This window comes from Mycobacterium sp. 1465703.0 (genome assembly GCF_001672975.1).
GTDB lineage: Bacteria > Actinomycetota > Actinomycetes > Mycobacteriales > Mycobacteriaceae > Mycobacterium.
The window spans coordinates 15,627-28,743 of the sequence record NZ_LZKU01000051.1 but is presented as its reverse complement, the minus strand read 5'-3'; the positions used below and the strand labels follow the sequence as shown (position 1 = coordinate 28,743).

Annotated in this window: 14 protein-coding genes and 1 pseudogene; 9 read left to right on the top strand and 6 right to left on the bottom strand. The window is 64.5% G+C overall.

The features are described from left to right. Nucleotides 1-12: 12 nt before the first annotated feature. The 3 genes and pseudogenes from A5625_RS04620 to A5625_RS28100 all read right to left on the bottom strand — a co-directional run. On the bottom strand, nucleotides 13-1,194 hold the full coding sequence (locus A5625_RS04620) for a glycosyltransferase (RefSeq protein ID WP_066989518.1): 1,182 nt from the start codon (nucleotides 1,192-1,194) through the stop codon (nucleotides 13-15). Between the two features lie 409 nt (nucleotides 1,195-1,603). Beyond that, entirely contained in the window at nucleotides 1,604-2,362 is a 759-nt protein-coding gene (locus A5625_RS04615) for an STAS domain-containing protein (RefSeq protein ID WP_066989481.1), read from the bottom strand. Between the two features lie 82 nt (nucleotides 2,363-2,444). Further along, nucleotides 2,445-2,678, bottom strand: a pseudogene (locus A5625_RS28100) (chemotaxis protein CheB); the annotation flags it as partial. 108 nt (nucleotides 2,679-2,786) lie between these two features. On the opposite strand from A5625_RS28100, the gene A5625_RS04605 reads away from it, so the two are divergent. Both A5625_RS04605 and A5625_RS04600 read left to right on the top strand, forming a co-directional pair. Continuing rightward, nucleotides 2,787-4,889, top strand: coding sequence for a catalase (locus A5625_RS04605; protein ID WP_066989477.1), 2,103 nt, complete (start codon nucleotides 2,787-2,789; stop codon nucleotides 4,887-4,889). Nucleotides 4,890-4,962: 73 nt separating this feature from the next. Further along, on the top strand, nucleotides 4,963-5,220 hold the full coding sequence (locus tag A5625_RS04600; RefSeq protein WP_066989517.1) for a Rho termination factor N-terminal domain-containing protein: 258 nt from the start codon (nucleotides 4,963-4,965) through the stop codon (nucleotides 5,218-5,220). On the opposite strand, the gene A5625_RS04595 is transcribed toward A5625_RS04600, so the two are convergent. Then, nucleotides 5,217-5,792, bottom strand: a complete 576-nt coding sequence (locus A5625_RS04595) for a nucleotidyltransferase (protein WP_066989475.1) — start codon at nucleotides 5,790-5,792, stop codon at nucleotides 5,217-5,219. The genes A5625_RS04600 and A5625_RS04595 overlap by 4 nt on opposite strands. Before the next feature lie 85 nt (nucleotides 5,793-5,877). Here A5625_RS04595 and A5625_RS04590 point away from each other — a divergent pair, with 85 nt between their 5' ends. From A5625_RS04590 to A5625_RS04575, 4 genes are all read left to right on the top strand, one after another. After that, nucleotides 5,878-6,603 carry a glycosyltransferase family 2 protein gene (locus tag A5625_RS04590; RefSeq protein WP_066989473.1) on the top strand — a complete coding sequence of 242 codons (726 nt, stop codon included), beginning with the start codon at nucleotides 5,878-5,880 and terminating at the stop codon, nucleotides 6,601-6,603. Continuing rightward, nucleotides 6,600-7,553 carry an acyl-CoA dehydrogenase family protein gene (locus tag A5625_RS04585; RefSeq protein WP_066989471.1) on the top strand — a complete coding sequence of 318 codons (954 nt, stop codon included), beginning with the start codon at nucleotides 6,600-6,602 and terminating at the stop codon, nucleotides 7,551-7,553. Before A5625_RS04590 ends, A5625_RS04585 begins: the two co-directional genes overlap by 4 nt. Further along, complete coding sequence (locus A5625_RS04580; protein ID WP_066989469.1) at nucleotides 7,550-8,323, top strand: PIG-L deacetylase family protein; 774 nt, start codon at nucleotides 7,550-7,552, stop codon at nucleotides 8,321-8,323. The genes A5625_RS04585 and A5625_RS04580 overlap by 4 nt, the downstream gene beginning before the upstream one ends. Nucleotides 8,324-8,464: 141 nt before the next feature. Beyond that, nucleotides 8,465-9,229, top strand: a complete 765-nt coding sequence (locus A5625_RS04575; RefSeq protein ID WP_066989467.1) for an endonuclease/exonuclease/phosphatase family protein — start codon at nucleotides 8,465-8,467, stop codon at nucleotides 9,227-9,229. A gap of 4 nt (nucleotides 9,230-9,233) precedes the next feature. On the opposite strand, the gene A5625_RS04570 is transcribed toward A5625_RS04575, so the two are convergent. Further along, nucleotides 9,234-9,521: a DUF3349 domain-containing protein gene (locus A5625_RS04570; RefSeq protein WP_066989465.1), complete on the bottom strand. Its 288-nt coding sequence runs from the start codon at nucleotides 9,519-9,521 to the stop codon at nucleotides 9,234-9,236. A gap of 161 nt (nucleotides 9,522-9,682) precedes the next feature. Then, the gene (locus A5625_RS04565; RefSeq protein WP_066989464.1) at nucleotides 9,683-9,919 is read right to left on the bottom strand and encodes a general stress protein CsbD; all 237 of its coding nucleotides are present in this window, start codon (nucleotides 9,917-9,919) and stop codon (nucleotides 9,683-9,685) included. A gap of 232 nt (nucleotides 9,920-10,151) precedes the next feature. Here A5625_RS04565 and A5625_RS04560 point away from each other — a divergent pair, with 232 nt between their 5' ends. The 3 genes from A5625_RS04560 to A5625_RS04550 all read left to right on the top strand — a co-directional run bounded on the left by A5625_RS04560 (nucleotide 10,152) and on the right by A5625_RS04550 (nucleotide 12,857). Continuing rightward, on the top strand, nucleotides 10,152-10,964 hold the full coding sequence (locus tag A5625_RS04560; protein WP_066989462.1) for an SDR family oxidoreductase: 813 nt from the start codon (nucleotides 10,152-10,154) through the stop codon (nucleotides 10,962-10,964). Between the two features lie 316 nt (nucleotides 10,965-11,280). Next, nucleotides 11,281-11,679 (top strand): heme-binding protein, encoded by a 399-nt coding sequence (locus A5625_RS04555; RefSeq protein ID WP_066989460.1) that lies wholly within the window; start codon nucleotides 11,281-11,283, stop codon nucleotides 11,677-11,679. Between the two features lie 125 nt (nucleotides 11,680-11,804). Then, entirely contained in the window at nucleotides 11,805-12,857 is a 1,053-nt protein-coding gene (locus tag A5625_RS04550; RefSeq protein ID WP_066989459.1) for a DNA topoisomerase IB, read from the top strand. Nucleotides 12,858-13,117: the final 260 nt, after the last annotated feature.

Genomic DNA, 13,117 nt, shown 5'->3' with positions numbered 1-13,117 from the left:
AGGGCGCCCCGATCATTGCATCGACCGCGCCGCCGCGGGCGCAGTTGTCGGTGACCGATCTTGCGGCGTCAGACTGTCATAGATGTTCAACGAGTCCAGCGCGATCCGCTGCCAGGTGAACCGGGACAACGCGCGGCTGCGACCCGCCGCACCCATGCTCTGGCACTGAAAGCTGTGCGCAAGAAGCCTTCTCAAGGCCGCCGCCAACCCGGCCGGATGTTCCGGCGCCACGACCAGGCCGGTGATGTCGTCAAGTACAACGTCGGCCAGCACACCCACGGCGGCCACCACCACGACCACACCGCTGGCCATGGCCTGCAGTACAGTGGCGGCTCGTGGCGGTTGCCGGGGTGTACACACCACCACGTCGGCGGACCGGATCAACTTGGGCAATTCGCGGTCGGTGACTGCGCCGGCAAACTGAATACGGTGGGCCACACCGAGTTCCGCGGCGAGATGCGACAAGTGGGCCCGCGCGTCGTCGTGCTGGCTGTTGTTGGGTTGACCCTCGGCGATCACCAGCTCCGCGCCACTAACCTTGGGCAAAGCCCGTATCGCAATATCGATGCCGTTGTACCACAGCGGGTTTGGTGTCACACACAGAATGCGCTGCAAGCTGCCGCGGCAGGCAGCCGGACCGCTCGGGGTGTAGCGCTCACCATCCACGCCGCATGTCAACGCGGACACTCGGACCCGACGACGACGTAGCCGGGCCAGCGCGTCCACATCAGCTTCGCTCTCTCCCGTCGTCCAGCTTGCGCTGCGTGCCAGCAGTGGCTCAATGCGTTCGCGTTCGCTGCACTGTTCGGCACCGGTCGGGCCACGCGATGTCGCCGACAGGCCTAGAAAGGTCTGGACGACGGGGATACGCCGACGGCGTGCCGCCAATTGTGCGGCCAGTCCGCCCAACCAGCCATAAGCGTGCACCACGTTGGGCGGCGCAGCCGACCAGGTCCGCTCGAGTATGGTTGCCCATTCGCCAACGTAGGGAAGTACGTCGACCGGGTCGGCCGACTTGCACGGGCCGACGGGAATGGAGACTCGGCGATAGCCGTCGGCGGCTGCCCCGGCATGCCGCCGGGCACCGCGTCGCAGGCAGGCCGTGACGTCATGGCCCTGGGTCGCCAGCGCGGCACCCAGCACCTCAGGGTCCTGCCCGAGGACGTCATCGCCGCTGACAATTGCAATCCTCAACTGCAATTCCCTCCGCGCGCCATCGTCCCATCCACCAATATCGAAGGGCATACCCTTGCGACTATTCACGAAACTCCGGCGACGGCCTCTTCGCCCATTGGCCGGGGGTTCGTCTGCCGTACTCCACATGACCTGCTCAAACACGCTGGCCCGGCCCCGGCCGTGGCAGGACTATGGCGATGCGGACACAAGGTGGAGACTTCAGGGATGTCGACCAGGGGGCATGCCTCCTGGCCCGATGCGCATCCGGCGCTTCACGCCCGGATCGGATCGTCGGGTCCGCGCCCGGCCACCAATGTCACCTCATTCGTCCGCGACCCCGGGCGCCTGGGAGTTCGTCAGTACCAAGGTGATCCCGCGGCTGCTGCCGTCAATTAGCATTTGACCAAACGACTTGAACACTGCTGTGTCAGAGCTGGCTTTCTCGGCCGAGCAATCCCCACACGGTTTTGCCGGACGACGTAGGCGTAGCGCCCCACACCCGACATAGCGCAGAGACGATGGCCAGTCCAGAGACCATGTCGACGCCGTGGGCGGGGTCCTCGTGCCGGCCCGGCATGTGCGAGCTGTTGTCCTCGACCGCGACGGTGACGGTGCCTTGATCGCTCTCCACAATCAACACCGGTGCGCTCTCGGTGTGGTCGAGGACGTTTTCGACAAAGACTGTCGCCACCGTCGCCGCAACCGGGATGACCTCATGGACGTCCCATCGGGTCAGCCAATCGGCGATCACCGTGCGTGCAATATCGAGACTGCTGGTGTTTCGCGCAAGGTCGATTCGTTCCCGCCGCCGAACTTGAACCTCCCGGCTGAGGACGGCTTCCAAGGCTACCTGCCGAGTAGGATATATCGGCACACGTCGGGTGACGCCGACTTTGGCGATCAACCGCCGGACCTGGTGTTGTGCACACACCAGCAGGATGGGCACGTCTGGCCAGATACTGACGTGCCAGCGAGCGCTGGTGAATACGGTCCAGGCTGAGGAGGATGGCGCGCACAGGCCGTTGATGTCGACGATCACCGCGCGGGGCTCGTCGATAGCGGCCTTGATTACCGTGTCACGGATGGTCCGATAGGTCGAGCTGTCGAGCACGCCCTCCATCGTCAGGAGCGGCATCTCCCGGCTCGTTTCCCGCTCGATCAGGACAAGCGGAAATTGGTCAGCCACTGCTTCACCCCTGGACAGCGGTGGTGGTCGACAACCGCTCGCGGAGCACCCTCATGTCCCGTGCCAGTCTCACCTTTTCCTGCGGGCTGCGCACCGCGGCAGCTGAAGTGGGCAACGGTCCGCTGCGGGCGATGATGCGAGCCGGGATGCTGGGCGCTCCGGCAGGCGCATGCAGCACCATCAGATATGCGAACGGCATATCCGGCGATAACCCGGCAGCAAGATTGGACAGCACTTCGACACCGCGTGCCGATGCACGGATTGCTACGACGCCTTGAAGGTCGACGGTTTCCGAAGTTTTACTCACCACTCTCAACTACCCCTATCGAGGGCAGGCAACCGCCCGTCTGCTGAATAGGGCCACATCCTTGCCGTTTGCGCCGGCTGGTCGGTGGTACACCCCACGGTTGAAAGGAGACGAGTCATGGCCACCGACCAGAATCCGAAGCAACGCGACTTGGAGCCGGCCCGGTTCCGTCGCGACACCGGATACCTGACCACGCAACAAGGGGTCCGTGTCGACCACACCGACGATTCGCTGACCGTCGGTGAGCGGGGGCCGACGCTGCTGGAGGACTTCCACGCCCGGGAGAAGATCACCCACTTCGATCACGAGCGCATTCCCGAACGAGTGGTTCACGCGCGCGGAGCCGGCGCCTACGGCTATTTCGAACCGTATGACGACTGGTTGGCGGAGTACACCGCAGCGAAATTCTTGATCGCACCCGGTGTTCAGACTCCGGTGTTCGTGCGCTTCTCCACCGTGGCCGGCTCACGGGGTTCGGCTGACACCGTCCGCGACGTACGCGGCTTTGCCACCAAGTTCTATACCGAACAGGGCAATTACGACCTGGTCGGCAACAACTTTCCGGTCTTCTTCATCCAGGACGGCATCAAGTTCCCCGACTTCGTACACGCGGTGAAACCCGAGCCGCACAACGAGATTCCGCAGGCACAGTCGGCACATGACACCCTATGGGATTTCGTGTCCCTGCAACCCGAGACCCTGCACACCATCATGTGGCTGATGTCGGATCGCGCGTTGCCGCGCAGCTACCGGATGATGCAGGGCTTCGGCGTGCACACCTTCCGGCTGGTAAACAGCAGCGGCGAAGGAACGTTCGTGAAGTTTCACTGGAAGCCGCGCCTCGGTGTGCACTCGTTGATCTGGGACGAGTGCCAGAAGATCGCCGGGAAGGATCCCGATTACAACCGTCGCGATCTCTGGGAGGCCATCGAGTCGGGCCAGTTCCCGGAGTGGGAACTCGGCGTGCAGCTTGTCGCCGAGGAGGACGAGTTCAAGTTTGATTTCGATCTTCTCGACGCGACGAAAATCATTCCCGAAGAGCAGGTTCCGGTTCGACCGGTCGGGAAGATGGTGTTGAACCGCAACCCCGACAACTTCTTCGCCGAGACCGAGCAGGTTGCATTCCACACCGCGAACGTGGTGCCGGGCATCGATTTCACGAACGATCCGCTGCTGCAGTTCCGCAATTTCTCCTATCTGGACACTCAGCTGATCCGACTGGGCGGACCGAACTTCGCTCAGCTGCCGATCAACCGTCCGGTGGCCGAAGTTCGAACCAACCAGCATGACGGCTACGGACAACACACGATCCCGCAGGGCCGCACCAGTTACTTCAAGAACAGCATTGGTGGCGGCTGCCCGGCGCTGGCGGACGATAACGTGTTTCGCCACTACACCGAGCGGCTGGATGGACAGGCAATGCGTAAGCGCGCCAAGTCCTTTGAGAATCACTACAGCCAGGCGCGGATGTTCTGGCAGAGCATGTCACCGGTGGAGGCCGAACACATCGTCGCCGCATTCGCCTTCGAACTCGGCAAGGTGGAAGTGCCCGAGATCCGTTCGGCCGTAGTGGGACAACTCGCGCGGGTCGACGGCGGGCTGGCCGCTCAGGTTGCCGCGAAGTTGAGACTTCCCGAGCCGCCGGAGGAGCCGGTCGATGACACGGCGCCCGTGTCGCCGGCGCTGTCCCAGATCGGCGTCAGCGACACCATAGCCTCGCGCAAGATCGCGGTGCTGGCCGCCGACGGCGTCGACGTGGTGGGAACCCAGCGCTTCATCGAGCAGATGAGCGAACGCGGCGCGATGGTTGAGGTGCTGGCCCCAGTCGCCGGCGGGATGTTGGAGGGCGGCTCAGGCGGCGAGCTCCCGGTCGACCGCTCGTTCACGACGATGGCGTCGGTGCTCTACGACGCCGTGGTGGTGGCGTGCGGGCCGCGGTCGGTCGCCACACTTTCCGACGATGGCTATGCCGTGCACTTCGTGACCGAGGCCTACAAGCACTTGAAGCCGATCGGTGCATACGGCGCGGGAGTCGACCTGCTGCGCACCGCCGGCATCACCAACCGTCTCGCCGAGGACACCGACGTCCTCAACGACCAGGCCGTCATCACCACGACGGCCGCCGCCGACGAGTTGCCCGACCGCTTCGTCGAGGAATTCGAAGCCGCGCTGGCCCGACACCGCTGCTGGGAACGGCGCACCGACCCGGTTCCGGCTTGAGGATTTGTTTTTTAAGCGGTCGGGGTGGGCATTCGGAGAGGTAAGGCGCCTCATTGTGAACAGGAGGATGGACATGCCACGTTCGTCAATCAAAAACGAAAAGCTATACCAAGATTTGCGCAAGAAGGGCGACTCGAAGGAGAAGGCTGCGCGGATTTCAAATGCCGCCGCCGGCCAGGGCAAGTCCAAAGTCGCGCGCAAGGGCGGCAAATCAGGTTCTTATCAGGACTGGACCGTTCCGGAGCTCAGGAAAAAAGCCAAAGAACTTGGCATGTCGGGATATTCAAGCCTGACCAAAGCCAAGCTAGTAGCCAAACTACGCAATCATTAGCCGGTGAGGCCCAGTCGATCGGCCAACACCAAAAACGCCACCGCGTAATCATTGTCGGCGGTTTGCGTTTTGATCGAATCCCAGTCCAGGCGTTCGCGCACCGCGCGCACCGCCGGCAGCAGCTTGGCGAAATCGCAGTGGTGCTCGTGCAGCGCTCGTAGCTGTTGGACGAGCACCATGGTGGGTGGCAGGACCGGCATAGTGATGGCCAGCACGTCGTGCTGTTCGGCGCGGTCCAACGTCGCGGCATCAACGGGCACTCCGTTAATACGATGCAGGACATCGACGAGTACGTCGGCGGTGCGGGCCTTGAACAGCCAATCTTCCGGAGGCCGTTCGATGTCGAATCCGGCGTCCGCCAGGGTCTTCACGGCGGCCTCCACATCGGCCTCCGCTACCACCACGTCCACATCGTGACTGGGTTCCGGTGCGCCGTAAGCCCATAACGCGTAGCTGCCGGCCAATGCGAAGCGTGGCCCGTTTTCCTTGAGCGCCGACGCCGCTCCGCGTAGCGCCTCCCGCAACAGCGGGGCACCGGCGGGCGGGTCGACGTGGCCGTCACTGAGTGCCATAGTGCATAGGTCATACCCGGCCTACGGCCGGGCAACCTGACGCGGTAAGCCGTTTAACTTGTGGCCAATTGGGAAATCCTTGGCTATGTCAACTGCCGCGCCACGCGCATATGATGCTGTCGCCGTTGTGATCCCCGCCCACAACGAGCGGGCAAAGCTATCTTCCTGTCTGAGCGCGGTGCTGACTGCTGCCCTGTGCGCGCGCATCCCGGTCACCGTCGTGGTGGTGCTCGACGGCTGCGACGACGGCAGCGAAGAACTGGCCGGGCAGTACGGCCCCAACGTGCACTTCATCAGCGTGGACGTGCACAACGCCGGTACCGCCCGCGCGGTCGGCTTCGGTTACGCCCGATCGTTATTGGGGACCGACACCGGAAGCTGGTTAGCCACCACCGACGCCGACAGCCGGGTGGACCCCGGCTGGCTGGTTCATCAGCTGGGCGTGGGTGCGGACATGGTCGTGGGCGTCGTGCGCGTCACCGACTGGCGCCAGCACAATGCCGCGGTCACCGGCCGCTATTCGCGGTGTTACGAAGTGGGAGCCCAGGATGGCGACGGTCACCACGAATACATCCACGGCGCGAACATGGGCTTCAGCGCCCGGGCATATTCGCGCGTCGGTGGCTTTCGCGCTCTTCCCACGGGCGAAGATTTCGATTTGGTCGAGCGGTTCGAAGCCGTCGGCTACCGTATTCATCGAGACACCGAATTGTCTGTGATCACATCGGCGCGAACCCGGACTCGGGCCCCTTTGGGATTCGCCCATCACCTCAGGCAATTGGGGAGATCGGCGGCGGGTGATTGCGCGTGACGGCGGGTTTGGTCAAACACTGGCTGGAGTCCGGACGACTCGAGTTGCCGTTGCCCGCCTCCGGGCGCACCGCCGAACGCTGGAACCGGCTGGCACAACTGGCCGAGGACAACATCGTCGCGGCCAGGGTCGCCGAAGCGCATGTCGATGCCGTCGCGATACTTCATGAATTGGGCGGCAAGCCACCCGAACCGGGACAGCTGTGGGGTGTGTGGGCGGCTGAGGCCCCGGACGCGGTGCTGACCGCGGCCGACAACAACGGCGCGTTCACCCTCAACGGCACCAAGGTGTGGTGTTCGGGTGCGGGGTTCTGTACCCACGCCCTGGTGACCGCGCGGCTAGAGGACGGAACGCGCGGTCTGTTCGCGGTGACCGCCACCGACCCGACGGTCAAGGCGTTGCCCAGCACCTGGTGGAACGCCGGAATGGCCGGCAGCGACACCAGGCCGGTGCAATTCACCAACACTTATGCCGTCGCCGTGGGCGACCCCGAATCTTATCTGAATAGGCCCGGATTCTGGCACGGAGCTATCGGCGTCGCCGCCTGCTGGCTAGGTGGCGCCCGTAGGGTCGCCGATCCGCTATACCGCTGCGCCGCAAGCCAATCGGCGGATGCATACTCACTGGCGCATTTGGGCGCTGTGGACGCCGCACTCGCCGCCAGCGACGCGATCCTGGCCGAAGCCGCCGGTCGGGTCGATGATGACCCGTTCGATCGCTCCGGTACCGCTCAACTGCTGGCCCGCCGCGTCCGCTCGGTGGTGGAACACGCGGTCGACGAGGCGATTACCCGCACCGGGCGCGCTCTGGGCCCCGGACCACTGTGCCAGGATGGCCGGCACGCTCAACGGGTCGCCGACCTGAGCATCTACATTCGGCAAAGCCACGCGGAACGGGATCTGGCGGAACTCGGGCGATTGGCGGGCCGAAAGGCGATGGCGCCGCCATGAAAACCCTGCCGGCGGGCAACTGCGCGAGGTTTGCGGTCAAGCCGCTGACGCACAGCGGTACGCCAGCCCCGTTATGGCTGGCCGCTTTTGCGGACAGACCCCTGCCGGCGCTGGACCTGACGGAGTGCCCGAAGCTGATCGCGGTGTCGCCCCACCCCGATGACGAAACTCTCGGCTTGGGTGCGATGACCGCCCAACTGACCGCGACGGGAATTCCCGTTCAGGTCGTCTCGGTCAGCGACGGAGGTGCCGCGCGCCCGGGGGCGTCGGCCTCGGACCGGCTTCGGATGGAAACGATCCGTAGATACGAATTACGCAAAGCCACAACCATTTTACACACCCCACCGCCGATATCGCTGGGCTTGCCCGATGGCGAACTGACGAAGCACGAGGACAGACTCACCGAGATACTCACCGAGATCCTCGAGCAGGCCGGGCCCGGGACCTGGTGCGCCGCGACCTGGCGGGGCGACGGCCATCCCGATCACGAAGCCGTGGGACGTGCGGCGTCGGCCGCCTGCGCACGTACCGGTGCTGTGCTGCTGGAATACCCAGTATGGATGTGGCACTGGGCACTTCCGGCCGATGCAGCGGTGCCGTGGGACCGGGCCTATTCGGTGCCTGCGCCTGGATGGGCGATGGAGCGCAAACGCCTTGCCGCGCAATACTATCGAAGTCAGTTCGACGCCGTCGGTGGAGAATCAGTGCCCATCTTGCCGGGTTTCGTGCTGCCGCGTTTGCTCGCGGTGGGCGAACTCCTATTTCGATGACCACTCGGCTACCGCGACAGCGATCGTGAGTTTCGACACCAGGTCGGTGGCCGCTCGCGAGGGGGTTCCCGGCGGACGCTGATCGGTGTGTCGGCCATGCTGTGGTGACTGCCGTCGGGGAAAGTGGGTAAGTGAAAACCTATGCGAGTGGCAACATTCAACATCTTGCATGGGCGCACAGTCGGTGACGGCGTGGTCGTCCAGCGGTTGCGTGACTGCGTTCAGCGCCTTGATCCGGACGTGCTCAGCCTGCAGGAGGTCGACTGTGAACAGCCCCGCTCCGAGCGCGCAGACCTGACCGCCGCGGCAGCCGAGGCCATGGGCGCGGTGGAACACCAGTTCGTGGCTGCGATTTCGGGAACGCCGGGCGCGACCTGGATGGCCGCCACCGGCCGCGAGCAACCCGGCACCGCCGCGTACGGCATCGCGCTGCTGTCGCGATATCCGGTGTCCAGTTGGCAGGTGGTGCGGCTGCCCCGTATACCGATGCGATTTCCGATGTACCTGCCGGGGCCTAACCGGGTGATGGTTGTCGACGAGGAGCCGCGAGCGGCCGTCATCGCGCAATTGCGCACCCCATTGGGCGAGCTCACGGTTGCCAACACGCACCTGTCCTTCGTTCCCGGGTGGAATCGGCGCCAGCTGCGCCGGCTGATTCACGATCTGCGCGGCTTCCCGGGGCCGCGGCTGCTGACCGGCGACTTGAACATGACGCCGAAGACCGTGCGCCGCTGGTCGGGAATGCGGGCGCTGGCCACCGCTCAGACATTTCCCTCGGATAACCCCAACCGCCAGCTCGACCACATCCTGACCGACGATCCCCGGCTACGCGGCGGTGCCGTCGAATCCGACCCGATGGCCATTTCGGACCACCGCCCGCTGCTGGTGGACCTGGCGCGAGTCTGATGGCTCAGCCGTCGTGATCGCCGGCAGTTTTCACCGCCACCAGAACACGCTCGATGTCGTCGGCGGAAGGCAACTGGTCGGTGACGGCCATGATCTCCACACCGACATCGGCGCGGTCGACCTTGCCGCGCCGGGGCACCAGAAGCCTCCGAGCGATGGCGATGATGTCGTCATCGGAGACTTTCGGCGGCAATAGCGCCAGGACCGTCGCATACCCGATGGCGGGTGCACGCTCGGGATAGCCCACGCGCAAAAAAGCGACCACACTGGACACCCGATTCAGCAGGCCCATCTTCCACCTCGCTAATCCGCCGCACACCGAAGGCAGCTCAAGCCGGGGATTACCCGGTACGGCGGCTTGAAACCATCGTTTTGGCGGACACGTCCGCCGGCAAATCCTACGCGCGAAAAGGGCCCGGTCCAAGATCGGACCGGGCCCCTTCGCTCGGTGGCCTATTGGTTCTTCTTCTGGCGCTCTTCGGCGGCGTCCGCGCCGGCCCGCGCCGACTCAGCTTCGGCTTCCTTCTTGCCCGCGTCGCGCTGGGCGTCGGCTTTGTCCTGCTGGGCCTGACCTTCTCTGGTCAGGTCGTCGCGGCCGAGTACGGCCCCGCCGGCCTCTTTGGCCTTGCCTTTCACGCCCTCGACGGCGCCCTTGACCGCTTCCTGCGGCCCGCTCTTGTCATCCCCCATGGGTTCGACCTCCCTCTCGGTGGTTAGCACCTAAGGCGTTCCCGCCGCGCGGTCCGTCAAACGCTCGCCCACCGTCTCGCGCCTGGACAGGCCGCACCCACCTTGTGCGCGTCATCACGTCACGGATATTGCCTGCTGAAGCTCACGTAACGCTCGGCAAATCAATCAGTTTGAGTGAGCTTTTACTGGGTAAAACAAGACGGCTGCCCGGAGGGGGCGCAGCGCGAAAGGGGTGAGGGCACTGACCACAATCGCCGTCATCGGGGCGACCGGCACCGCCGGGTCCCGTGTTGTCGCCCGGCTGAAATCGCGCGACGTCGCGGTGGTTGAGATCTCGCGTGCGCGCGGCATCGACCTGTTCAACACAGCGGACCTATCGCAGGCGCTGCAGGGCGTCGACGTCGCCATCGACGTATCCAACCCAGTGCCGCCCGATGGGCGGTCGGACATCGGGCAGACCCTCGCGGCCGCTTCCCAAAACATCGTGGCCGCGTGTGCCAGACAAGAAGTGCAGCGCCTGGTGGTGTCGACGATCGTCGGAATCGACGACCCGGTCTTCGACGGCTTCGCCTACTACGAAGCCAAGCGGGCGGCCAAGGACATCATGCTCGATGGACCGGTGCCGACCACCATCGTGAAGTCGACGCAGTGGTACGAATTCGCCACCAACCGCGACGCGGTGAGCTGTGACGACGGCGAGGTGATTGTCGAGGACTGGCCGATTCAGCCCATCGCCGCCGATACCGTCGCCGACGTGTTGGTCGAGGCGGCTTTGGGACAGCTGCACACACCGCGCACCATCACCGGGCCCGACGCCATCCGGTTACCCGAATTGACATCGAAACTGCTTGCCCAACAAGGCGATAGCCGACAGGTACGAGCCGTGGAGCCCGCAGTCGCCGCGCAGGGTGCCGGAGCGTTGCTCGCCTCAGGCCACGCCGTGATCGTCGGCCCCGACGTCGACACGTGGTTGCAGACCCTGGCGCCGCCCAGCACCGACGGACACCATGCGCCGGATGGCGACGGAACCCGCCGCCGCAGCTGAGCACGCTAACCCCTACTACTTCGCGAGCGGTGCCAGAGCCAATCCGCATGCCAGGGCGACCGCGGTGATGCCGGGCGCCGTATAACAATTGCGTCACGAACACGCTGGCGATTCCCTAAGAAGCGACCCATTTTTCTTAAAAATCCGCGGATCGTTTGATCATTCGCTTAGCAAAAGACCCCCGGAGCGGGGGTAATGGCCTCTGGCGTTCGTTGTCGGCGAACATCGCCACTGTTCGGTTCCGCTACTTTGGATTTCGAGGATCGGGAGCCTCTCTGAAGAGAAATCGTTTTCGTTTCGAAGGACAACAAAGATCATGAAAATCAGCAGTATTGTCGCGCGCCGGAAAGTCGCTGGAATCAGTGCCGGCTGTCTGTTCGGCGGACTTGCCCTGGGCGTCGTCGGTGCGCCGTCGGCGGCCGCAGCACCCGACTGCAGTCCCGCCGGTGTGAACAACACCGTCTCCGCGGTACAGGGCTCGGCGCAGCAGTATCTGGCGGCGCACCCGGCCGCCAACCAGGTGGTGACGGCCGCCTATAGCCAACCGCGACCGGAGGCCGAATCCAGCCTGCGCGGCTACTTCACCGGCCACCCGCAGGAGTACTACGACCTGCGCGGCATCCTGGCGCCGATCGGCGACACCGAACGGCAGTGCAATGTGACCGCCCTGCCGCCGTATTTGGAGTCGGCTTACCAGCAGTTCATGGCCGGCTGATCCGTCCGAGACGACCCGCCACAACGCTGTGGCGGGTCGTTTGCACTCGGCCGTGCTTCCGCATTGTGTGAACAACTTCTCCGGCGGGTAATTGTGCAGTCAGCTACCGGAAGTGGAGGGCGACAATGCGGCTGCGCCGTAGCGTGTTGAGCAAGCCAGGAATCGCGCGCAAGCGTCGCGGCAAGGGCTTTGCGTATTACCAACCGGATGGCAAGCCGCTCTCCGACCCGGAAACCCTGCAGCGCATCAAAGATCTGGTGATTCCACCGGCCTGGAAGAATGTCTGGATTTCGCCGTATAGCAATGGCCACATCCAGGCCGTGGGCGTCGACGCGGCAGGACGCCGCCAGTACCTGTATCACTCCACGTGGCAGCAAGAACGCGCCGAGGAGAAGTTCGACCGAGTGCTCGAACTTTCTACGCGTCTGCCCCAGTGGCGTGCCGAGATCGCCAAAGATCTGACGCGGCGGGGCTTGACCCGCAAGCGGGTATTGGCGCTCGCGCTGCGGCTACTCGATCGTGGCTATTTCCGCGCCGGCGGCGAGCAGTACGCCGAAGAAAACGAGTCCTACGGTCTGTCCACGCTGTTATGTGAGCATGTGGTGGTTCGGAGTGACACGGTCGAGTTCGATTTCCCGGCCAAGAGCGGGGTCCGGCGCACCGTGGAAATCGAGGATCCCGAAGTGGTCCGGGCGGTGCGTGCGCTGATGCGTCGGCCCAGTCGCACCGAGCGATTGCTGGTGTGCCGCACCGCTTCCGGGTGGATCGATGTGCGTGCCGACGACCTCAACGACCGCTTCAAGGAGCTGGCCGGCGACGACTGCACCGTCAAGGACCTGCGCACCTGGCACGGGACGGTGCTTGCGGCCGCCGCGTTCGCCGACGCCGATCCAGCCGTCTCACGCCGAGTGGCCAAGCGCGTTGAATCCGCCGTGATGAAAGAGGTGGCCGAAGAACTGGGCAACACCCCGGCGGTGGCGCGCGGTTCCTACGTGGACCCCCGTGTCGTGACGGGTTACGAGCAAGGGCTGACCATCGCTGCGGCGGTGCGGCGCGCCGAACGCACCCGAAAACCCGATGTGGCTCAGGAAATCCTGGACAAGGCGACCCGCATGCTGATCCGGCGAGTGGCCAAGGGTCACAGCGCGTCGGGTTCCGCGCTGCCGAAGAGTGCGTGAGCTAACAGGCCAGCTCGCACCGAGCCGGTGATGGAGCCCAGGCAAACCGGTTCTCGGTCCGTCCACCGCCGTTCGTCATATGACTTCGATGGTTCGCTTCGTGGACACAAAGGCCACCCGAGTCCTCACCACAAGGAGCGCCGACTTCTCCGCCAAACCGACTGCGTGCCAATGCTAAACGCCTTTCCGCAGCATCAGGAAAGCAATACAGCAGCTGAAATAGGGTGTCACCACGCTGTTTGACGAAGCACCTACAGGGT